Below are 21,791 nucleotides of genomic sequence, written 5' to 3'. Positions count from 1 at the left end.
GGGACCGACCGATGGCCCGGGCCTCGGAGGCGTCAGGGACGGCGACTTCGAACTGGCGCGGCCCGCTGCGCGGGTGAGCGACGCCGGGGTGCCGGCCGAGGGCGACACCGAGAAGGACACCGAGGGCGACTTCGAGCTGGCGCGGCCCAGTGCGGGCGGCGGCAGCGGTGGCGGTGGCGGTGGCGAGGTGCCGTCGGACGAGAGCGACTTCGAGCTTCGTCAGCCTGCTGCGAGCGGTGGCGCCGCTGGTGGTGACGTTGCTGGTGGTGACGTTGCTTCCACCCAGGGCGACTTCGAGCTGGCGCGGCCCGCTGCGGTGTCTGCGGCTGGGCCGTCGACGCGTGACGCGGGCGAGGCTGCGGGTGCGAGTGCCGGTGCGGGGGCCGGTGCCGACGCGGGCGTGGGTGCAGCGGCCGGTGTGGGTGCGGGCGTGGGTGCCGGGACCGGCGACGACGCCCGGGTTGCCGCTGCCCCGGTGGAGTCCGCCGACGCACGCCCCAAGCCCCTGCACGACCCCGACCCCTACAGCACGCCGCCCTACGGCGAGCCCGGCCCCTGGGCGCCCGCTCCGCCGGTCCAGCACCCGGCGACCACGCCCACGCACGGGACGGCCGTACCGACGCCGCCACCGACCGCACACGGCACGCCGACGCCCCCGGCAGCCCCGGCCCCGGCCGCCGCCGCAACTGCTCCGGCACCGAACACGGCTCGCGACACTTCCGCCCCGCCCCACGTGTCCGGTGCGCCTGCAGCCCCGGCTTCGGTCCCGGCGTCCGGCGCTCCGGCAGCCCCGGCTCCGCCCCACGTGTCCGGCGCTCCGGCAGCCCCGGCTCCGGTCCTGGCGTCTGGCGTTCCCGTCCCGGCTCCGCCCCACGTGTCCGGCGCTCCGGCAGCCCCGGCTCCGGTCCTGGCGTCTGGCGTTCCCGTCCCGGGCCCGCCCCAGGCGTCCGGCGCTCCGGCAGCCCCGGCTCCGGTCCTGGCGTCTGGCGTTCCCGTCCCGGGCCCGCCCCAGGCGTCCGGCGCTCCGGCAGCCCCGGCTCCGGTCCCGGCGTCTGGCGTTCCCGCCCCCGCCCCCGGCGTTCCGGCCCCGGCTCAGACCCTCGCCCCCGCCCCCGGCATTCCGGCCCCGGCTCAGACCCCCGCCCCCGGCGTTCCAGCCCCCACCCCGGCCCCAGGCGTGCTCGCCCAGAACCCAGCCCTCGAATCTCCCGTCCCGGGCGCGACCCCCACCATCCCCACCCAGCCGGCACCCCCAGCAGCCGACACGCTCACCCAGGCCGTCCAGGCCGTCCAGGCCCACGACACCCCTACCAACACCACCCAGACTCACAGCACCCCCACCCCCACCTCCGGCGCCCCCACCCCAGGTATCCCCGCCCCCGCCACCCAAGCCCCTCCCACCCAAACAACCCCCGCCTACGCCGACGCCCCACCTCCCGCCAATCCTTGGCAGAACTACGACCCCTGGGCCTCCACCCCCCACCCCGCCGCCCCCTTCCAGCAGAACGGTGCCGCTGTCGTCACCGAGGAGCAGCGGCGTAAGCGGGGCCGGAAGGTGATCCTGGTCGGGGTTCTGCTGATCGCGCTCGTGTCCGGTGGCGTCGGCGGTGTCGTGGGGGCGTATCTCGAACGCAACGGTGGTGTGGGGGACGTGGAGCTGCCGCAGGCACAGGCGGAGCCCACCGCGCGGGCGCCGGGCAGTGTCGCCGGGATCGCCGCTCGCGCCCTGCCCAGCGTCGTGACGCTGCATGTGAGCGGGAGCGAGGAGCAGGGCACCGGGACCGGGTTCGTACTCGACGACCGTGGTCACATCCTCACCAACAACCACGTCGTGGAACCCGCCGGGAGCGACGGCGAGATATCGGTGACCTTCCACAGCGGGGACACCGCCAAGGCCACCGTCGTGGGGCGCGACAGCGGATACGACCTGGCGGTCGTCAAGGTCAGCGGCGTCAGCGGCCTCAAGCCCCTGCCGCTGGGCAACTCCGACAACGTCCAGGTCGGCGACCCCGTCGTCGCCATCGGCGCCCCGTACGACCTGGAAGGCACCGTCACCGCCGGCATCATCAGCGCCAAGGAGCGGCCCATCACGGCCGGCGGCGAGGGCGGGGACGGGAGCGACGTGTCGTATGTGGACGCGCTGCAGACCGACGCCCCCATCAATCCCGGCAACTCCGGCGGCCCGCTCCTCGACGCCCGGGCCCGGGTCGTCGGCATCAACTCCGCCATCCGTTCGGCCGACAGCGGCTCCGACCTCGACAGCGGCCAGTCCGGCTCCATCGGCCTCGGCTTCGCCATCCCGGTCAACCAGGCCAAGCGCGTCGCCGAGGAGCTGATCAACACCGGCAAGGCCGCCCACCCGGTCATCGGCGTCACCCTCGACATGGACTACAGCGGCGACGGAGCCCGCGTGGGCACCAAGGGCAGCGACGGCGGCTCCGCGGTCACACGGGGCGGGCCCGGCGACAAGGCCGGCATCGAGCAGGGCGACGTCATCACCGCGGTCGACGGCCAGCGCGTCCACTCCGGTGAGGAACTCATCGTCAAGACACGCGCCCACCGCCCCGGCGATCACCTGGAGCTCACCCTGGAGCGGGGCGGCAAGGAGATCACGATCTCGCTGACGCTCGGCTCGGCGAGCGGCGGCTGAGACTCACACAAAGCTCACAGTGCAGCCCACGAGACGGCCCCGTAGGGGCCCCGACAAGGCAAACAACCCGGAAAACCGCACGCCCACCCGCATTCGGAGGCCTCGGGACAGTACCGGTCGTAGCGGATCGCCGGGTACCGTGGATCCGGCCCGGACCACAGAAGACCCGCGATCGACCACCGTGGGCCGAGAGCCGAGGACCGAGGACATCGCAAGGAGCTTCAGGTGTTCAATGACATAGGACCGCTTGAGCTGGTGGCGCTCGTAGTCCTAGCCGTGCTCGTCTTCGGTCCGGACAAGCTCCCGAAGCTCATCCAGGACGTCACGCGGACGATTCGCAAGATCCGTGAGTTCTCGGAGGGGGCCAAGCAGGACATCCGGCAGGAACTCGGGCCGGAGTTCAAGGACTTCGAGTTCGAGGACCTCAACCCCAAGACGTTCATCCGCAAGCAGTTGGACAACGACGACCTGGGGCTCAAGGAGATCCGCAACGGCTTCGACATGAAGAAGGAAATGGCCGAGGTCGCCGACGCCGTCCACGGCCGTGAGTCGGAGTCGTCGGCGTCCGGCTCGTCCGCTTCGGGCTCTTCGTCCGCCTCGGGTTCCTCCGGCGGCAGCATCGACATGACGAAGAAGCCCGAGAATGCTCGGGACGACCGTCCGCCCTTCGACGCGGACGCCACCTGAGCCGTACGAAAGCCGTACGAACACACGGGCGGAGCACCGCTCGTACGTGACGCTTCTCATACTCCGCCCGGGTCGCACACGGCCTGAACCCGCTCCCCGCGCGCCTCGCGCGCCGGGCGCTTTCCATACTGCTCGTAGTGGTGTGGTTATGCTGCCGAGTTGTTGTGCGGACCGGACGAGTACGCCCGAAGGGGGGCGGGCCGGGCCGGTCCGTCGAGAGCTAGGAGGCGTCCGGGCACATGGAGACGACGAGTCAGACGACGAGTCGGGCAGTCGCGCAGGCGCCGGCCGCGGAGAGCGGACAGCAGGTCCCCTCCGCCCGGCGCACGGTGGACGGCTACCTGTTGGCGCCCTTCCCGTGGTACGGCCTCGACGAGGCCTTCACGGGGCCGCGCTGGCTGATGCAGGTCGGCATGGCGGCCGACGGGGCCGTGGAACACGGGTCGATCGGGCACGGTGACGAGCCCTCCGTACGGAACGAGGCGTCGGAGGACCGGGAGAAGTTCGCGGTCGTGGTGACCGTCGCCGCGAATCCGTCCCGCAGGAGCCCCGACGGTACGGGGCTGCTGGAGGCGACGTCGGTTTCCTCGGCGGCGTGGCTCGCGGGAGTGGGGCTGCTGTCGTTCACCTGGCCCGGCCAGATGGATCACTCGCTGCGGGACGACTGGCTGGAGCAGCAGACGGAGACGGCGTGGGCCCTGGCCGACGATCTTGACGGGCCGGCCTGGTCGACGCTGTCACTGCCCGTGGACGGGGTGCCCACGCCCTTCCACTACCGGGAGTCCGAGTTCGGCTGGGTGCTCGCCGGGTCCACTCAGGAGGGGGTGCACGTGGGGGCGTACGGGAGAGGGATGAGCGCGTACGGTCTTGCGTTCGCCATGATCAAGGACATCGCCGCGTACGCCTAGCCGGCGGGGCCGAGCCGGAAAAATGGGGCGCCGTTGGGATTCGGCGCCCCTTCGCCGTAGGGCTTGACGAGGGTTCGGCGGTCGCGCGTGCGTCGTGGCTTGTCGCGCACACGCGGCGGAGCCGCAAATCGATACAGCCCCGCGCCCCTGGGGTTCTTAGAACTTGTTCTTCGGAGTGATCCCCAAAGACAGTCCCGAAAGGCCCCTCTGCCGTCCGCCCAGCTTGCCCGCGATCGCTCGCAGTGCCGAGCCCGCCGGGCTGTCCGGGTCCGTCAGGACCACCGGCTTGCCCTCGTCGCCGCCCTCGCGGAGGCGGACGTCGATCGGGATGTTGCCGAGGACCGGGACGTTCGCGCCCGTGGTGCGGGTGAGGCCGTCGGCGACCACCTGGCCGCCGCCCGTGCCGAAGACGTCGACCATCTCGTCGCAGTGCGGGCAGGGCAGGCCGGACATGTTCTCGACGACGCCGACGATCTTCTGGTGGGTCTGGACGGCGATCGAGCCGGCCCGCTCGGCGACCTCGGCGGCGGCCTGCTGCGGGGTCGTCACGACCAGGATCTCGGCGTTCGGGACCAGCTGGGCGACGGAGATCGCGATGTCACCGGTGCCGGGCGGCAGGTCGAGGAGCAGGACGTCCAGGTCGCCCCAGTACACGTCCGCCAGGAACTGCTGGAGCGCGCGGTGAAGCATCGGGCCGCGCCAGACGACGGGTGCGTTGCCCGGCGTGAACATGCCGATGGAGATGACCTTCACGCCGTTCGCGGACGGCGGCATGATCATGTTCTCGACCTGGGTCGGACGGCCGTCGGCGCCCAGCATGCGCGGCACGCTGTGGCCGTAGATGTCGGCGTCGACCACGCCCACCTTCAGACCGTCGGCCGCCATCGCCGCCGCCAAGTTGACCGTGACGGACGACTTGCCGACACCGCCCTTGCCGGAGGCGACCGCGTAGACGCGGGTCAGGCTGCCCGGCTTGGCGAAGGGGACCTCGCGCTCGGCGGTGCCGCCGCGCAGGGCGTTCGCCAGCTCCTTGCGCTGTTCGTCGCTCATCACGTCGAGCGTGACGTCGACGCCTGTGACGCCCTCGACCGCGGAGACCGCGTCCGTCACGCGCTGCGTGATCGTCTCGCGCATCGGGCAGCCGGAGACCGTCAGGTACACGGTGACCGCGACCGCTCCGTCCGCACCGATGTCGACCGACTTGACCATCCCGAGCTCGGTGATGGGGCGGTTGATCTCGGGGTCGTTCACCGTCGCCAGTGCTTCACGCACCGCGTCTTCCGTAGCCATAAGGACGATGGTACGGCGCGGTAGCCATGCCCCGGAAAGCCTGTCAGCGGTCGTCTACGTCACGTCCGTGCGACCGATCTGCCGGGAATACCCCGTGCTCGTGGTGACCGTTGTGCCGGTCCTCCAGCTCCTTCATCACATCCTGCAGCTCCGAGCGCATCCAGTCGCGGGTCGCGACCTCCCCGAGCCCGATGCGCAGCGCGGCGATCTCGCGGGTCAGGTACTCGGTGTCGGCGATGGACCGCTCGTTCTGCCTACGGTCCTGTTCGAGATTGACCCGGTCGCGGTCGTCCTGCCGGTTCTGCGCGAGCAGGATCAGCGGGGCGGCGTAGGAGGCCTGCAGGGACAGGACCAGGGTGAGAAAGATGAACGGGTACTCGTCCCAGCGCAGGTCGCTCGGTGCGGCGATGTTCCACAGCACCCACACGACGATCACGACCGTCATCCAGACGAGGAACCGCCCGGTGCCGATGAAGCGCGCGACGCGCTCCGAGAGCCGCCCGAAGGCCTCCGGGTCCCACTCGGGCAGGATCCGGCGGCGCGGCGGACGGGGCTGGTCGAGCCGGGTGCGAGGCCCCCGGGAGGCCGCGGTCGCGCCCGACACCACGCGCTCGCGTCCGCCCTCGCGCTCAGGAGCCATGGGCGGCCACCCCCTCGCCCTCGTCCAGGTGGAACTCCGTCTCCCGCCAGTCCTCGGGCAGCAGGTGGTCCAGTACGTCGTCCACGGTCACCGCGCCCAGCAGCGACCCGGACTCGTCCACGACGGGCGCCGCGACCATGTCGTACGTCGCGAAGAACCCGGCGACGACGGGCAGCGTGGCATCCGGATCCAGGGCTTCGAGGGCCTCGTCGAGCAGCGAGCTGACCAGGGTGTACGGCGGGTCGCGCAGCAGGCGCTGGAAGTGGACCGTGCCGAGGTACTTGCCGGTCGGCGTCTCGTCGGGCGGGCGGCAGACGTAGACCTGGGCGGCGAGGGCGGGGGAGAGGTCGGGGTTGCGGACGCGGGCGAGGGCGTCGGCGACGGTGGCGTCGGGGCGCAGGATGATCGGTTCCGTCGTCATCAGACCGCCGGCCGTGTGCTCCTCGTACGCCATCAGGCGGCGCATGTCGGCCGCGTCGGCGGGCTGCATCAGGCTCAGCAGCCGCTCCTGGTCGTCCTCCGGGAGCTCGCCGAGCAGGTCGGCCGCGTCGTCCGGGTCCATGGCCTCCAGGACGTCCGCGGCGCGCTCCTCCTTCAGCTTGCCGAGGATCTCGATCTGGTCGTCCTCCGGAAGCTCTTCGAGTACGTCGGCGAGGCGGTCGTCGTCGAGGGCCGCGGCGACCTCGGCCCGGCGCTTGGGGGAGAGGTGGTGCAGGACGTTGGCGAGGTCGGCGGGGCGCAGCTGCTCGAAGGTGGCCAGCAGGCTCTCGGCGCCCTGCCCTTTCTCCTCCGCGGAGAAGCCGGTGACGGCAGACCACTCGACCGTCAGCGACTCGCCCTTGGCGCGTCGGAAGGTACCGCTCCTGCCGCCCTTGCGTACGAACACTTTGTCGATCTCCCAGTCCCGGCGGGCCGGCAGCTGGTGCACCGACAGGTCGAGTACGGTGACCTCCTCGCCGGTCTCGACGAGCGTCACGCGCCGGTCGAGCAGTTCGCCGAAGACGAGGCGCTCGGTGGGACGCTGCTCGAAGCGGCGGACGTTGAGCACGCCGGTGGTGATGACCTGGCCGGACTCGATGCTGGTCACGCGGGTCATGGGCAGGAAGATGCGGCGCCGGGTACTGAGCTCGACGACGAGGCCGAGCAGCCGCGGAGGGCGCCGGGCGACGCGCAGCATGACGACCAGATCGCGGACCCGGCCCACCTGGTCGCCGTTCGGGTCGAAGGCGGCGACGCCGGCGAGGTGCGAGACGAAGACCCGGGGAGCGCCGGCTGCCATGGCTGAGGCTCCTTTGCATGCGAGTGCGGTGTTGCCGTACTGCCGTGTTGCTGTGCGGTTCCGCGGACTGTGCCGCATTTCCGAATTGCCCGCTCGGGTGGGCTTCAGGCTAGCCCGTCCGGATCCGATATGCCCTGGTGAGCGGTCCGGACGGACTGGCTCCGCCGGGGCCGTGCGGCCCGGGTACGCTGCGGTACGCCGCTCACGTCACTCGACAGAAAGGCAGTCCCACCTGTGACTGCGATTCCCCAGGGTCGTACTCGACGGGCCGCGCTCTTGAGCGCCCTCTGCGCCCTGGTCGTGTCGGGGACGGGGCTGACGGGATGCAGCGAGGACCCCGACGAGGGCACCAACGGGGTGGGCAAGCTGCCGGCCGCCGAGATCCAGCGCAAGTCCCGCGCGGCAGCCGACTCCGCGACGGCGGTGCGGCTGTCCGGGAGCGTGGCGACCAGCGGGCGTACCTACAAGCTCGACATGCAGCTGAAGGCCGACGGCGCGACGGGGTCGGTCACCGCGCAGGGGGCGACGTTCCAGTTGCTGCGGATCGGCGAGCAGCTGTATCTGAAGGCGGACGCCGGTTTCTGGAGCCATGCGGACGGGGCGGCCGGCGGCAAGGCGGACGCGGCTGTCGCGGACAAGCTGGGCGGCAAGTTCGTGCGGGTGCCGCAGGGCGATCCGTCGTACAAGAAGTTCAGCGGCTTCACGGAGAAGGACGTGCTCCTCGACGGTCTGCTGACCCTGCACGGCACCCTGGCCACCGACGGCCACCACGAGCAGGCGGGCACTCGCACCATCCGCATCACCGGCGACAAGGGTTCCGGCGGCACCCTCGACGTCTCCCTGGAGGGCACCCCCTACCCCCTCAGCCTGACCCGGGCGGGCGGCGCGGGCACCCTGACCTTCGCGTCCTGGGGCGAGGACTTCGCCCTGGAGCAGCCGGGCAAGGACGAGACGGTGGACTACGGCAAGCAACTGCCGACGTCCTGACCGACGCCGGACGGGCGGTGGCAGTGCGCCCCGGCGGCGCCGGAGGTGCGCCGGGCGGCGCGCGAACAGCCGACAAGCCCTAGCGGCGCCGCTTCTTCTTCTTCAGCAGCAGCCGCGGAAGCCCGGCGGGGATCGGCTGACGGGTCGTCGCCGGGGAGGGCAGCGGCGCCTCGGCCAAGGAGTCGTCCGGCAGTGCGGCGGTGGTGCCCGTCGGTTCCAGGCGCAGCACCCGGCACTCGCGGGCCCAGCGGGCCGGCATGGCCTCGCCGTCGGGGGCGTTGAGGCGCTTGCCCTTCAGCTCGGCGACCGTCGCCTCCCACTGCTCGGAGCCGGAGCTGAGCTCGACGACCTTCGCCGACCAGGAGACCAGCCGGCCGCCCTTGTCCTTGCTGCGGACCGTCACCTCGGCCCCGGCACCGTCGGCCAGCCCCGTCAGCGGCTGCTCGCCCGGGCCGTCGCCCACGAGGCACGCGGCACCCTCGTGCCACACGTGCCACAGGGCACGGGCCGGGTGACCGGGCGCCTTGACCCAGATGAGGCCGGACTTCTTGGTGGCCTCCTCGACGAGGGCCTGGTCGAGCAGCTCGCTTGTCATGGCCCAAGCCTATCCAGCCGTGTCCGGGCCGGTCAGAGCCATCCGTTGCGCTTGAGCGTGCGGTGGATGCCCAGACAGATGGCGACCGTGACGCTCATGATCACCGGGTAGCCGTACTTCCAGTGCGTCTCGGGCATGTAGTCGAAGTTCATGCCGTACACACCGCAGACCATCGTCGGTACGGCGATGATCGCGGCCCACGAGGTGATCTTCCGCATGTCCTCGTTCTGCGCGACCGACGCCTGCGCGAGGTTGGCCTGGAGGATCGAGTTGAGGAGCTCGTCGAAGCCGACGACCTGTTCGTGCACGCGCGCGACGTGGTCGGCGACATCGCGGAAGTACTTCTGGATGTCCGGGTCGATCAGCCGCATCGGCCGCTCGCTCAGCAACTGCATGGGGCGCAGCAGCGGCGCCACGGCGCGCTTGAACTCCAGGACCTCGCGCTTGAGTTGGTAGATCCGGCCCGCGTCCGTACCGCGCGGCGTGCCCTTGCGGCCCGGCGAGAAGACCTCGGTCTCCACCTCGTCGATGTCGTCCTGCACGGCGTCGGCGACCGCGACGTACCCGTCGACGACGTGGTCGGCGATCGCGTGCAGCACGGCCGACGGGCCCTTGGCGAGCAGCTCGGGGTCGTCCTGCAGCCGGTGCCTGAGGGCCCGCAGCGAGCCCTGCCCGCCGTGCCGGACGGTGATGAAGAAGTCCCGTCCGGTGAAGCACATGACCTCGCCGGTCTCGACGATCTCGCTGTTGGCGGTGAGTTCGTCGTGCTCGACGTAGTGGATGGTCTTGAAGACGGTGAACAGGGAGTCGTCGTAGCGCTCCAGCTTCGGCCGCTGGTGGGCCTGGACCGCGTCCTCGACGGCCAGCGGGTGCAGTCCGAACTCACCGGCGATACCGGAGAATTCGGCCTCGGTCGGCTCGTGCAGGCCGATCCACACGAACCCCCCGTCCCGCCGCACCTGGCGCATCGCCTCGTGCGGGGTCAGCGGCTTGGGGGTCTCGACCCGGGCGCCGTTTCGGTAGACGGCGCAGTCGACGACGGCCGAGGGCGTCCCGGGGGCGCGGGTGGTGTCGTAGGCGCCGTTGTCCTTGCGCAGCGAGACGCGGGACGGGCGGACCACGGCACGCAGGTCGCGGATCATCGACATGAGCAGGCTCCTTCGCAACGGGCAACGAAGCGGGTAGGGCCACAGCTCGGTTGGAACTGCCCGGAATGGGGACGTCCTGACCTCAGGATGTTTGGCACGTCCACAAAGCGGGGAGCACCGCACCGTTGCGGTGGTGGGCTTCGTTGCTGATTCAGATCGGACCGATCAGGCAAAGCGAAACGAAGTGCTCTTCCGTGGGAGGACGCGAGCGTGAAAGGACGGCGGTCAGCCGGAGCGGAACAGCCGGATCAGCTACATCAGCGGCGGGAAGAGCGAGTGGTACTGCACGGTCGACTTCGATCCATGACAGCCCCACCTCCTCCGGCCGGTCCCTCGTGAGGGACGTTCCATACCCCGTGTGGGGTTCCCCGTAGGGGAGTTTTCATCAGCGTTGGGACTCGATCGCGACGCTTCTGCGTGCTGCCCCGAACACCGGGCAAGAGTATCAGCCGACTGAAGTGTCAAGGCGCTGCTTTGCCCGGTACTGACGAGTTCTATGCTCGCGGCATGGCTGATGTTCTTCCACTGGTCGAGGCCCGGTTGCGCACCGCGCTGGGCGAACCGGACGCTCGCGCGGCGGTCACCTTCCTCGGTACGGACCGCATCGAGGTGCTCCGTTTCCAGGACGGGGACATCGTCCGCTACGCCACGCTCGGCATGTCCGCGCAGCCCATGAGCGACCCCACGGCGATGGTCGCCGACCCGGTCAAGGGCCCCCGCGTTGAGCTGGTCCTCTCGGTCCGCCCGGGCCCGGCCGACACCGACAAGGTGCTCCGCCCGCTCGCCGTACTTGCCGCGTCCCCGCAGGTCGAGGGCGTGATCGTGGCCCCCGGCGCCTCGCTCGACGTCGGCGAGCCGCTGTGGCCCGGCGCCCCATTCACCTCGGTCCTGGTGGCCGAACCGGGCGGCCTGGTCGAGGACCTGGAACTCGACGAGCCCCTCGACCCGGTCCGATTCCTGCCGTTGCTGCCGATGACCCCGAACGAGGCCGCCTGGAAGCGCGTCCACGGCGCCCAGGCCCTCCAGGAACGCTGGCTGACGAGCGGGACGGACCTGCGGGACCCCGCCCGCACATCCGTCCCGCTGGGGTGAGGAACCTCACCAACCGGTGGCCGAAAACTGTCAGTTGGCGAACACGGTGACACTGTCCTCCGTCGCATGCCGCGTCACCAGTTCCTCGGCATCGTGCGCGAGCGCCTTCCGCCGTACGACGACCACGACGGCGCCCGCGACGGCGGTGACCGCCGCCACCACGAACGGCAGGCGGACGCTGCCGGTCCACTCCTCGATCCTCGGCGCGAAGAAGGGCGCGGCCGCCGCCGCGAACCAGCGCACGAAGTTGTAGCCCGCGCTCGCCACGGGGCGCGGCGCGTCCGAGACGCCGAGCGCCAGCTCCGTGTAGACGGTGTTGTTCACGCCGATGAACGCGCCGGACAGGATCGTGCAGACGACGGCGGTGGCGTGGTCGCCGTACCCGAGGACCAGTACGTCCACGGCGAGCAGCACCAGCGACCCGCCCAGCACGTTGAGCGAGCCGAACCGCTCCTGCATGCGCGGGGCCACGATCACCGAGAACACGGCGAGCAGCACACCCCAGGCGAAGAACACCGCGCCCGACCGGTAGGGGCTCATGTCCAGCACGAACGGCGTGAAGGCCAGCACGGTGAAGAACGTGTAGTTGTAGAAGAACGCCGAGACCGCCGCCGACGCCAGACCGCCGTGGCCGAGCGCCCTGATCGGGTCAAGGATCGAGGTCTTGCGGGCCGGCTTCGGCTGCTCCTTCAGGAACACCGCGATGCACAGGAAGCCGACGGCCATCAGGAAGGCCGTACCGAAGAACGGGTAGCGCCAGCTGGCGTCTCCGAGCAGTGCGCCCAGCAGCGGGCCGCAGGCCATGCCGAGGCCGAGGGCGGACTCGTACAGCAGGATCGCCGCCGCACTGCCGCCCGCCGCCGCGCCGACGATGACCGCGAGGGCCGTGGAGACGAAGAGCGCGTTGCCGAGCCCCCAGCCCGCCCGGAACCCGACCAGTTCGCCGACCGAGCCGGACGTGCCCGCGAGCCCGGCGAAGACGACCACGAACGCGAGGCCGAGCAGCAGGGTCCTGCGGCCGCCGATCCGGCTGGAGACGAAGCCGGTGAGCAGCATCGCCACGGCGGTGATGAGGAAGTACGAGGTGAAGAGCAGGGAGACCTGGCCGGGTGTGGCGTGCAGGCCGCCGGCGATGGACGGCAGGATCGGGTCGACGAGTCCGATGCCCATGAAGGCGACGACGGACGCGCCGGCGGTCGCCCACACGGCCTTCGGCTGCCGCAGCAGAGATGTAGATGGCATATACACATATTAAGTTAGGTAGGCTAAATAATGCAAAGGGCATCCGGTTGCCTCGGCGAGCGGGTTCCGCCCGGACGGGTGATCGTCCTTGACGTGACGCACCTGGGGTAGGACCGTGGGGCCCTATGAGGGGCGAACCCAGTTGCCCGAAGTGTGGTGGCCGGGTCAGGGCTCCCGGACTATTCGCCGACACCTGGCAATGCGATGTGCACGGCACCGTTCATCCGGTGCAGCCCGTGATCCCGCCCAGCGTCGAGGCCCTCAGTGTCGTGGTGCATCGCACACGGGTGCCGGTGTGGATGCCGTGGCCGCTGCCGATCGGCTGGCTGTTCACGGGTGTCGCCAGCGCCGGCGACGACCGCAGCGGTGGCCGCGCGACCGCCGTGGCCTGCTCCGGGCCGGGGCCGCTCGGCGGTATGGGCGAGATGATCCTGGTCGCCGAGGAACTCAGTGTCGGTCTCGGTGCGCGTTACGCGGGCATCGACGGCCCGGACCCGGGGCCGTACCTGAACGTCGAGAAGCCGCCCCAGGCCAAGGTCCTCGCCGCCGGGCGGCCGACGCCGCTGTGGCATGTGTCGGGCACGCCCGACGATCGTGCCGTGTTCGCGGGGGAGGCGCTCGGGATGTGGCTGTGGGCGGTCATGTGGCCCGAGCAGTCCGGGCTGTTGATGTACGACGAGCTGGTGCTGACGGATCTGCGGGATGCGGGGGCCGAGGTGGATCTGGTGCCGTGCGGGGCGTTGTCACCGCGCTTGCTTGAGCCGTAGCGCCTACGAGGGTGGGGCGTTCCGTTCGCGGGCGGCTGCGGGTTGTCTGTGGCCGGTCGCGCCCACGCGGCGGAGCCGCATATCGATACAGCCCCGCGCCCCCGGGTGGGTTGATGTAAGGGGTGCTTGGCTGTGCGGGTGTGACAGTGGTCGTTGAAAATACGGTTATCCTTGGGCGTCCCCTTCTGTGTCGTCATCGTCTGGAGTTCGCGTCGTGCGTATCGATCTGCACACCCACTCCACCGCTTCCGACGGCACGGACACGCCGGCCGAGCTGGTGCGCAATGCCGCTGCCGCCGGTCTGGACGTCGTGGCGCTCACCGATCACGACACCACCCGTGGGTACGCCGAGGCCGTCGCCGCGCTGCCGGAGGGGCTGACGCTCGTCGCCGGGGCCGAGCTGTCCTGTCGTATCGACGGCGTCAGCATGCACATGTTGGCCTACCTGTTCGACCCGGAGGAGCCGGCGCTGCTCGCCGAGCGGGAGCTGGTGCGGGACGACCGGGTGCCCCGGGCCCAGGGCATGGTCGCCAAGCTCAACGCGCTGGGCGTGCCCGTCACCTGGGAGCAGGTGCTGAGGATCGCCGGTGACGGCTCGGTCGGGCGGCCGCATGTCGCCTCCGCGCTGGTCGAGCTCGGGGTCGTACCGACCGTGGGCGACGCCTTCACCGAGGACTGGCTGGCCGACGGCGGGCGGGCCTACGTGGAGAAGCACGAGACCGATCCCTTCGAGGCGATCCGGCTGGTCAAGGCCGCGGGCGGGGTGACCGTGTTCGCGCATCCCGCCGCGAGCAAGCGGGGCCGTACGGTGCCGGAGTCCGCGATCGCCGAGATGGCCGCGGCCGGGCTCGACGGCATCGAGGTCGATCACATGGACCACGACCCCGACACGCGTGCACGGCTGCGCGGACTCGCGAAGGAGTTCGGGCTGCTGGCGACCGGGTCCAGTGACTACCACGGCAGCCGCAAGACCTGCGTGCTCGGCGAGTACACGACGGATCCCGAGGTGTACGGCGAGATCACCCGGCGGGCGACCGGGGCGTTCCCGGTGCCGGGGACCGGCGGGGCCTGACAGTCAGCTCGCCGTCGTCCCCGTATCCGCACCTCTTCCCGCAAGGCCCCATCAGTCATGTTCGACGTCGCCGTCTTCGGCTCCCTTTTCCTGACCCTTTTCGTCATCATGGATCCCCCCGGGATCACCCCGATCTTCCTCGCCCTGACCGCCGGCCGCCCCGGCAAGGTGCAGAAGCGGATGGCCTTCCAGGCCGTCTGCGTGGCGGGCGGTGTGATCACGGTCTTCGGCCTCCTCGGCCACCAGATCCTCAACTATCTGCACGTCTCCGTCCCCGCGCTGATGATCGCGGGCGGGCTGCTGCTTCTGCTGATCGCGCTCGACCTGCTCACCGGCAAGACGGACGAGCCGAAGCAGACCAAGGACGTCAACGTCGCCCTGGTGCCGCTGGGCATGCCGCTGCTGGCCGGGCCGGGTGCGATCGTGTCCGTCATCCTCGCCGTGCAGAAGGCCGACAGCGCGGCCACGCAGGTGTCGGTGTGGGCGGCGATCCTCGCCATCCATGTCGTGCTGTGGCTCGTGATGCGGTACTCGCTGCTGATCATCCGGGTGATCAAGGACGGCGGCGTGGTCCTGGTGACGAGGCTCGCCGGCATGATGCTGTCGGCGATCGCCGTGCAGCAGATCATCAACGGCGTCACGCAGGTGATCCAGGGCGCCTGAGCCGGAAGCATGCGCGAAGCCCCCGTACGGCATGTGCCGTACGGGGGCTTCGAAGCTTCTGCGGTGATCCGCGTCTGTTATGAGGCCGTGGTCTCGGCCGGTCGGATCCACAGCCGCTGTCCGATCGCGGCGGCCTGCTGAACGATCCGGTTGACGGAGGCGGCGTCCACGACGGTGCTGTCCACGGGCGTGCCGTCGACCTCGTCGAGTCGCATGATTTCGAAGCGCATGGCTTCTCCCTTCGTCTGGTCATCCTCCTGAGGAGAACTACTTGGTTACACATGGAGTCAACGAGCTTCGTGTTACAAACATTCCCTACGCTAAAGAAATTTTTCGAACGGCTAACTACTGACCGGTAAGTGGTTGCTGAGGGATCAAGGCGAGACTGACCGGGACCGGTTGTGTTCGCAGCGTGACCGCCGGGACAATGGAGGCGATGAACGACGACCTCGCGGCGCTCGCCGCCCGCATCGACCACACCAACGAGCTGCTGCAACGCATGCTCGCCGAGGTGGCGAAGACGCCCTCCACCCATGCGATCTTCGTCGACGCGGGCTACCTCTACGCAGCCGCGGGACGGCTGGTCGCCGGGACCGAGGACCGACGCGCCTTCGACCTGGACGCCGAGGGGCTGATCGAGGCGCTGATCGACCGGGCGCGCACGATCTTCGCGGACAGCAGGCTGCTGCGGGTCTACTGGTACGACGGTGCGCGGCGCCGTATCCACACGGCGGAGCAGCAGTCGATCGCCGAGCTTCCCGATGTGAAGGTCCGGCTGGGCAACCTCAATGCCAACAACCAGCAGAAGGGCGTCGACTCCCTGATCCGGACCGACCTGGAGTCCCTGGCCAGACACCGCGCCATCAGCGACGCGGCACTGCTCGGTGGCGACGAGGACCTGGTGTCGGCGGTCGAGGCGGCGCAGGGCTACGGCGCCCGCGTGCACCTGTGGGGCATCGAGGCGCCGGAGGGCCGCAACCAGGCCGAGCCCCTGCTCTGGGAGGTCGACAGCCAGCGCACCTTCGACCTCGAATTCTTCAAGCCGTACGTCTCCCGGCGCACCGCCGCCGCATACGAGGCGGCGGGGGCTCGGCCGACGCGGGAGGACGTCCGGTTCGTCGGCGCGCAGATCGCGGCCAAGTGGCTCGCGGCGCGCGGGCGGGAGTCACTCGTCGAGCTGCTGCCCGGCCACCCCTACCTCCCCGGGTCGGTCGACCAGGATCTGCTGGTGGAGGCGGAGGGGCTGCTGCAGTACTCGCTGCGCGGGCAGGCGGATCTGCGGCGGGCGTTGCGGGACGGGTTCTGGGAGCACCTGCAGGCGCAGTACTAGCAGCCGGCGTTACTGGCCGGCGGCACTGGTCGGAGGCGGGCCGGCCGGGCTCTCGGTGTCCTCGACACTGTCCCAGAAGTCGGCCACGGCCTGGGCGGTGGGCAGGGGTTGGTCGGCGTTGGGGGAGTGCTCGGCGCCGGGGATGATCGTGCGGCGGGCCTTCAGCCGTGCCGCCATGTCGTCCAGGACCGGGACCGGCCAGGTGTCGTCGCTGGCGCCCGACAGGACGTGGAACGGCAGCGGGAGAGCGGCGAGTTCGTCCACGAGGTCCGGCTCCGTGGTCAACTGGCGTCCCGTGGCGAGGAGTTGCGCGGGCTTCGTGCCGAGCCAGCGGCGCCGCAGCAGTTCCTCGCCGCCGATGCCGCGTGCCGGGCCGCCGACCTCCTCGGGCGGACCCATGGCGCGGATCGCCTCCCAGGTCTCGGCCATCGTCATCACCCCGAGCGCGTCCCTCAGCAGCTTCACGCGCTGCTGCTGGGAGTCGGAGATCTGGGCAGGTCCCGACGCCATGAGGGTGAGCGACCGGAACGGCGTGTGGTCGAGCAGCACGGCCGCACGGGCGATCTGGCCGCCCAGGGAGTGACCGAAGAGGTGGAGCGGGGTGTTGCGGGCGCCGAGCGCCGCCGCCTGGGCCAGCACGTCCCTGGCCAACTCGCCCCGCGCGTAGGCGGATTCGTCGTCCTCCGGTCCGTCCGACTCGTGCTGTCCGCGCCCGTCCACGGCGACGGTGCGGTAGCCGCGCTCCGCCAGCGGTTCGTGCATCAGCGTGAAGTCCTCCTTGCTGCCGGTGAATCCGGGGAGCAGGAGGGCGAGGCCTCGGGCCTCGACGCCGGGTGCGGCGGGGTGATCGACGACGGCGAACGTGCCGCGGGGAGTGTGGAGGCGGTAGGCGCGGGCGTTCGGGGGTGGGGTGAAGGTGGGTTGGGAGCTCACGGGGGGAGGGTAGCGGGTGGGGGTGTGGAGCGGGGCGGCGAGTGGGGGCGGGGAGGCGGGGGCGGCGGTGGGTGGGAACTGTGGCTGGAGTCGGTGCCTGAGTGGTCCTGAGGTTGGTGCCTGGGGTGGTCTTGGCCCCCTGGGCCTCGGTCTGTGCATGCGGGGCCTGCTGGGCGGTGGCTGGTGCTTGTCCGTAGCGCATGCCGGGTGGGTTGAGGTGGTGGCTGGGGTCTGTCTGTGTGCTCGTGGGGCGGGCTGAGGTGGTGGCCGGTGCCTGTGCGTGTGCACGTGGGGCGGGCTGAGGTGGTGGCCGGTGCCTGTGCGTGTGCACGTGGGGCGGGCTGAGGTGGTGGCCGGTGCCTGTGCGTGTGCACGTGGGGCGGGCTGAGGTGGTGGCCGGTGCCTGTGCGTGGGCATGTGCGGCGGGCTGAGGTGGTGGCCGGGGTCTGTCTGTGTGCTCGCGGGGCGGGCTGAGTCGGTGGCCGGTGCCTGTGCGTGGTGTGTGCCGGGCTCGCTGGATGTTGCGGGCCGGAAGGTGGGAGCGTCCCCGGCAACGCCGACGGCCCGGCCCCGTGTGATGCGGGACCGGGCCGTCGTACGGGAGATCAGCTCTCCGCGGGCTCCACTGCGGCCGTCGCCTTACGGGTGCGGCGCACCTTGGGCTTGGCCTCGGCCGTGGCGTCGGCGGCCTCCACGGTCGCTGCGGCCTTGCGGGTACGGCGGCGCGGCGCGGGCGCGTCGGCCGACGGCTCCTGGGTGGCCTGGGCCGGGATGTCCGCGGCCGGGGCGGCGGACGCCGCGGTCTTGCGGGTGCGGCGTGCCTTGGGCTTCGCCTCGGCGGCCTCGGTGGTGCCTTCGGCCGTGTCGACGGCGGTCTCCGCGGCGGCCGTGGCCTTGCGGGTGCGCCGAGGCTTGGCCTCGGCGGCCTCCGGCTCCTGGGCGGTCGCGGCGGCCTTGCGCGTACGACGCGGCTTCGCCTCCGTGCCTTCGGCCGTGTCGACGGCGGCCTCGGCGGACGCCGCGGTCTTGCGGGTGCGGCGTGCCTTGGGCTTGGTCTCCGCGGCCTCGGTGGTGCCTTCGGCCGTGTCGACCGCGGTCTCCGCAGCGGCCGTGGCCTTGCGGGTACGGCGTGCCTTGGGCTTCGCCTCGGCGGCCTCGGCGGCCTCGGTGGTGCCTTCGGCCGTGTCGACCGCGGTCTCTGCGGCTGCCGTCGCCTTGCGGGTGCGGCGTGCCTTGGGCTTGGCCTCGGCTGCCTCCGGCTCCGCGGTCGGCTGGGCCGGGATGTCCGCGGTTTCGACGGATGCCGCGGTCTTGCGGGTGCGGCGCGTCTTGGGCTTCGCCTCGGCGGCCTCGGCGGTGCCTTCGGCCGTGTCGACTGCGGTCTCTGCGGCAGCCGTTGCCTTGCGGGTGCGGCGGCGCGGCTTGGCGGCGGGAGCCGCGTCGTCCGACGCCTGCGGAGCGGCCGTGGCCGTCTCGGACGCCTTCACGGCTTCCGACGCCTGCACGGACTCCGACACCTTTACGGACTCCGACGCCTGCACGGGCTCCGAGGTCGTCGTGGCCAACAAGGTCTCGGCGCGATCCGTGGCCTCCGCCGAAGTCGCCTTCGACTCCGCCGACTTGCGCGTACGGCGGCGGCGCGGCTTGGCCGGGGTCTCCGCGGCGGTGTCAAGGGCGGGGCCCTCCGCCGTCGTGACCGCTGCCTCCGCGGCGTCCGTGGAGGTGGCCGTCACCGCAGCGGGCTGCTCCGCCGACGCCCCGCCGCGGGTGCGGCGACGGCGGCGCGGGGTGCGAGGTCCGGTGACGGACTCGGCCGTGACGCTCTCGGCGATCCCGGCGGTCTCCTCCGGGCTGCCGGAACCGGCCGCGGGCGCCGACGTGGTGTCCAGCGCAGCCCCGCCGCGCGTGCGGCGACGGCGACGCGGCGTACGTGCCGAGTGCTCACGGTCCGACGAGGACGAACGGGACTCGTCCCGGCCGCCCCGGCCACCGCGACCGCGCGCACCGCGTCCGCCGGTCTCGCCGAGGTCCTCCAGCTCCTCCGCCCCGAGCCCGGCGCGCGTGCGCTCCGAACGCGGCAGGACACCCTTGGTGCCCGCGGGGATGCTCAGCTCCTCGAAGAGGTGCGGGGAGGTGGAGTACGTCTCCGGCGGGTCGTTGAAGTTCAGCTCCAGCGCCTTGTTGATCAGCTGCCAGCGCGGGATGTCGTCCCAGTCGACGAGGGTGATCGCGATGCCCTTGGCGCCCGCGCGGCCGGTGCGGCCGATGCGGTGCAGGTACGTCTTCTCCTCTTCCGGCGACTGGTAGTTGATGACGTGCGTCACGCCCTCGACGTCGATGCCGCGGGCGGCGACGTCGGTGCAGACGAGGACGTCCACCTTGCCGTTTCGGAAGGCGCGCAGCGCCTGCTCGCGGGCGCCCTGGCCGAGGTCGCCGTGAACCGCGCCGGCGGCGAAACCACGCTGCTGGAGCTGGTCGGCGAGGTCGGCCGCCGTGCGCTTCGTACGGCAGAAGACCATGGCCAGTCCCCGGCCGTCGGCCTGCAGTATGCGCGCGACCATCTCGGGCTTGTCCATGTTGTGCGCGCGGTAGACGAACTGCGCGGTGTTCGCGACCGTCGCGCCCTCGTCGTCCGGCGCCGTGGCGCGGATGTGGGTGGGCTGCGACATGTAACGGCGCGCGAGACCGATGACCGCGCCCGGCATGGTCGCCGAGAACAGCATGGTCTGGCGGCGGGCCGGCAGCATGTTGATGATCTTCTCGACGTCGGGCAGGAAGCCCAGGTCGAGCATCTCGTCGGCCTCGTCGAGGACGAGCGCCTTGATGTGCTTGAGGTTGAGCTTCTTCTGGCCAGCGAGGTCCAGCAGCCGGCCCGGGGTGCCGACGATCACGTCGACGCCCTTCTTGAGGGCCTCGACCTGCGGCTCGTAGGCCCGGCCGCCGTAGATGGCGAGAACACGGACGTTACGCACCTTGCCCGCGGTCAGCAGGTCGTTGGTGACCTGCGTGCACAGCTCGCGCGTGGGGACGACGACGAGGGCCTGCGGGGCGTCGGTGAGGGACTCGGGCTGGGCGCGGCCGGCCTCCACGTCGGCGGGGACGGTGACGCGCTCCAGGAGCGGGAGACCGAAGCCCAGCGTCTTGCCGGTGCCGGTCTTGGCCTGGCCGATGACGTCCGTGCCGGAAAGGGCGACGGGGAGGGTCATCTCCTGGATGGGGAAGGGGTTGATGATGCCGACGGCTTCAAGGGCCTCGGCGGTCTCGGGAAGGATTCCGAGCTCTCGGAAAGTCGTAGTCAGGGTGCTGCCTCTTCTGTGTACGCGGTGCGAGGCGAGCGAGGGGGTCGTTGACGGACCGTGCCGGGGACGTCGGCTGCCTTACGGGCTGGCCGTAGGGCACGGGACCACTGCCGACGCTCTAGCGCTCGTACCGCTGAGGGTGTCCCTCCGGTCGCCGTACGCACAGTGCCGTACGGCCGGGGAGGGCTGTCGGGTCGGAGCCGATCGGGCCACCGACCGGGCATCCTCATAACGCGCGGCCCGTCGAGTACGTCTGAATACTCAGCGGGCGCATTACCACCATACCCCGGAAACGCGCACATGCGATGGCCGAATTGGTCACGTAGTCGTCGTCACAGTGATTGACCAGGGACTTCCGGGACGCGGCGAGCGGGCTATTGTGCGCTTCATGACGACGCCTGACAACACCTCTGACGCCTCCGACACTACTGACACCACCGTCGAGCACACCGGGGTCGCCGCCCAGGACTGGGCGCAGGCCTCCGCCGATCCGCAGTACCGGGCCGCTGTCGTGGACCTGCTCGGCGCGCTGGCCTACGGGGAGCTGGCGGCGTTCGAGCGGCTGGCGGAGGACGCCAAGCTGGCGCCGACGCTGGCGGACAAGGCGGAGCTGGCCAAGATGGCGTCGGCCGAGTTCCACCACTACGAGAAGCTGCGGGACCGGCTGACGGAGATCGGGGCGGAGCCGACGGAGGCCATGGAGCCGTTCGTCGCCGCGCTGGACGGGTTCCACCGGCAGACGGCGCCGTCGGACTGGCTGGAGGGGCTTGTCAAGGCGTACGTCGGCGACTCGATCGCCAGCGACTTCTACCGGGAGGTCGCGGCACGCCTCGATTCGGACTCGCGGGGCCTGGTGCTGGCCGTGCTCGACGACACGGGGCACGCCTCGTTCGCCGTGGAGAAGGTGCGGGCCGCCATCGACGCCGATCCGCGAGTGGGCGGGCGGCTCGCGCTGTGGGCCCGGCGGCTGATGGGGGAGGCGCTCTCGCAGTCGCAGCGGGTGGTCGCCGACCGGGACGCGCTGTCCACGATGCTCGTGGGCGGGGTCGCGGACGGGTTCGATCTCGCCGAGGTCGGGAGGATGTTCTCGCGGATCACCGAGGCTCACACGAAGCGGATGGCCGCACTGGGGCTTGCGGCGTAGGTTTCCTGCCACCTGCCACCTGCCACCTGCCACCTGCCACCTGCCACCTGCCACCTGCCACCTGC

General features: G+C 71.2%; 19 protein-coding genes. 10 read left to right on the top strand and 9 right to left on the bottom strand.

Annotation, left to right across the window (positions count from 1 at the left end; genetic code table 11):
• Positions 1-907: 907 nt before the first annotated feature.
• The 3 genes from POF73_RS46400 (at position 908) to POF73_RS39805 (ending at position 4,245) form a co-directional block, all read left to right on the top strand.
• Positions 908-2,650 carry a trypsin-like peptidase domain-containing protein gene (locus tag POF73_RS46400; RefSeq protein ID WP_443049724.1) on the top strand — a complete coding sequence of 581 codons (1,743 nt, stop codon included), beginning with the start codon at positions 908-910 and terminating at the stop codon, positions 2,648-2,650.
• Positions 2,651-2,875: 225 nt separating this feature from the next.
• Positions 2,876-3,337, top strand: a complete 462-nt coding sequence (locus POF73_RS39810; protein ID WP_272124267.1) for a sec-independent translocase — start codon at positions 2,876-2,878, stop codon at positions 3,335-3,337.
• Positions 3,338-3,576: 239 nt separating this feature from the next.
• The gene (locus tag POF73_RS39805) at positions 3,577-4,245 is read left to right on the top strand and encodes a hypothetical protein (RefSeq protein ID WP_272124266.1); all 669 of its coding nucleotides are present in this window, start codon (positions 3,577-3,579) and stop codon (positions 4,243-4,245) included.
• A 156-nt stretch (positions 4,246-4,401) separates the two neighbouring features.
• Here POF73_RS39805 and POF73_RS39800 read toward each other — a convergent pair whose 3' ends face one another.
• Genes POF73_RS39800 through POF73_RS39790 form a run of 3 tightly spaced genes read right to left on the bottom strand, consistent with a single transcriptional unit; the run spans position 4,402 to position 7,454 of the window.
• Positions 4,402-5,535 carry an Mrp/NBP35 family ATP-binding protein gene (locus POF73_RS39800; protein ID WP_272124265.1) on the bottom strand — a complete coding sequence of 378 codons (1,134 nt, stop codon included), beginning with the start codon at positions 5,533-5,535 and terminating at the stop codon, positions 4,402-4,404.
• A 43-nt stretch (positions 5,536-5,578) separates the two neighbouring features.
• Positions 5,579-6,175 (bottom strand): DUF1003 domain-containing protein, encoded by a 597-nt coding sequence (locus tag POF73_RS39795; protein ID WP_272124264.1) that lies wholly within the window; start codon positions 6,173-6,175, stop codon positions 5,579-5,581.
• Positions 6,165-7,454 (bottom strand): magnesium transporter MgtE N-terminal domain-containing protein, encoded by a 1,290-nt coding sequence (locus tag POF73_RS39790; RefSeq protein WP_272124263.1) that lies wholly within the window; start codon positions 7,452-7,454, stop codon positions 6,165-6,167. Before POF73_RS39790 ends, POF73_RS39795 begins: the two co-directional genes overlap by 11 nt.
• Positions 7,455-7,688: 234 nt before the next feature.
• Between POF73_RS39790 and POF73_RS39785 the strand changes: the two genes are divergently transcribed.
• Positions 7,689-8,441 (top strand): hypothetical protein, encoded by a 753-nt coding sequence (locus POF73_RS39785; protein ID WP_272124262.1) that lies wholly within the window; start codon positions 7,689-7,691, stop codon positions 8,439-8,441.
• Between the two features lie 79 nt (positions 8,442-8,520).
• Here POF73_RS39785 and POF73_RS39780 read toward each other — a convergent pair whose 3' ends face one another.
• Together POF73_RS39780 and POF73_RS39775 are read right to left on the bottom strand one after the other, a co-directional pair.
• The gene (locus tag POF73_RS39780) at positions 8,521-9,036 is read right to left on the bottom strand and encodes a hypothetical protein (protein ID WP_272124260.1); all 516 of its coding nucleotides are present in this window, start codon (positions 9,034-9,036) and stop codon (positions 8,521-8,523) included.
• A gap of 32 nt (positions 9,037-9,068) precedes the next feature.
• A complete protein-coding gene (locus tag POF73_RS39775; RefSeq protein ID WP_272124259.1) occupies positions 9,069-10,184 on the bottom strand; it encodes a magnesium and cobalt transport protein CorA in 1,116 nt (371 codons plus the stop codon).
• A 507-nt stretch (positions 10,185-10,691) separates the two neighbouring features.
• On the opposite strand from POF73_RS39775, the gene POF73_RS39770 reads away from it, so the two are divergent.
• Positions 10,692-11,276, top strand: coding sequence for a suppressor of fused domain protein (locus POF73_RS39770; RefSeq protein ID WP_272124258.1), 585 nt, complete (start codon positions 10,692-10,694; stop codon positions 11,274-11,276).
• A gap of 30 nt (positions 11,277-11,306) precedes the next feature.
• Here the strand turns inward: POF73_RS39770 and POF73_RS39765 are convergent, their stop codons facing one another.
• Positions 11,307-12,518 (bottom strand): MFS transporter, encoded by a 1,212-nt coding sequence (locus tag POF73_RS39765; RefSeq protein ID WP_272124256.1) that lies wholly within the window; start codon positions 12,516-12,518, stop codon positions 11,307-11,309.
• Positions 12,519-12,643: 125 nt separating this feature from the next.
• Between POF73_RS39765 and POF73_RS39760 the strand changes: the two genes are divergently transcribed.
• The 3 genes from POF73_RS39760 to POF73_RS39750 all read left to right on the top strand — a co-directional run bounded on the left by POF73_RS39760 (position 12,644) and on the right by POF73_RS39750 (position 15,020).
• On the top strand, positions 12,644-13,285 hold the full coding sequence (locus POF73_RS39760; protein ID WP_272124254.1) for a DUF6758 family protein: 642 nt from the start codon (positions 12,644-12,646) through the stop codon (positions 13,283-13,285).
• Positions 13,286-13,499: 214 nt separating this feature from the next.
• On the top strand, positions 13,500-14,357 hold the full coding sequence (locus POF73_RS39755; protein WP_272124253.1) for a PHP domain-containing protein: 858 nt from the start codon (positions 13,500-13,502) through the stop codon (positions 14,355-14,357).
• 57 nt (positions 14,358-14,414) lie between these two features.
• Positions 14,415-15,020 (top strand): MarC family protein, encoded by a 606-nt coding sequence (locus POF73_RS39750; protein WP_272124252.1) that lies wholly within the window; start codon positions 14,415-14,417, stop codon positions 15,018-15,020.
• 77 nt (positions 15,021-15,097) lie between these two features.
• On the opposite strand, the gene POF73_RS39745 is transcribed toward POF73_RS39750, so the two are convergent.
• The gene (locus POF73_RS39745) at positions 15,098-15,250 is read right to left on the bottom strand and encodes a hypothetical protein (RefSeq protein ID WP_093906763.1); all 153 of its coding nucleotides are present in this window, start codon (positions 15,248-15,250) and stop codon (positions 15,098-15,100) included.
• A 206-nt stretch (positions 15,251-15,456) separates the two neighbouring features.
• On the opposite strand from POF73_RS39745, the gene POF73_RS39740 reads away from it, so the two are divergent.
• A complete protein-coding gene (locus POF73_RS39740; protein ID WP_272124251.1) occupies positions 15,457-16,350 on the top strand; it encodes an NYN domain-containing protein in 894 nt (297 codons plus the stop codon).
• A gap of 9 nt (positions 16,351-16,359) precedes the next feature.
• Here POF73_RS39740 and POF73_RS39735 read toward each other — a convergent pair whose 3' ends face one another.
• Positions 16,360-17,283 (bottom strand): alpha/beta fold hydrolase, encoded by a 924-nt coding sequence (locus POF73_RS39735; RefSeq protein WP_272124250.1) that lies wholly within the window; start codon positions 17,281-17,283, stop codon positions 16,360-16,362.
• 605 nt (positions 17,284-17,888) lie between these two features.
• Positions 17,889-20,489, bottom strand: a complete 2,601-nt coding sequence (locus tag POF73_RS39730) for a DEAD/DEAH box helicase (protein ID WP_272124249.1) — start codon at positions 20,487-20,489, stop codon at positions 17,889-17,891.
• Positions 20,490-20,970: 481 nt separating this feature from the next.
• Here POF73_RS39730 and POF73_RS39725 point away from each other — a divergent pair, with 481 nt between their 5' ends.
• Complete coding sequence (locus tag POF73_RS39725; RefSeq protein ID WP_272124248.1) at positions 20,971-21,726, top strand: ferritin-like fold-containing protein; 756 nt, start codon at positions 20,971-20,973, stop codon at positions 21,724-21,726.
• Positions 21,727-21,791 lie beyond the last annotated feature (65 nt).

This window comes from Streptomyces sp. HD (assembly GCF_028369295.1).
GTDB lineage: Bacteria > Actinomycetota > Actinomycetes > Streptomycetales > Streptomycetaceae > Streptomyces.
The sequence above is the reverse complement of the archived record's forward strand: the minus strand, read 5'-3'. Positions and strand labels throughout refer to the sequence as shown.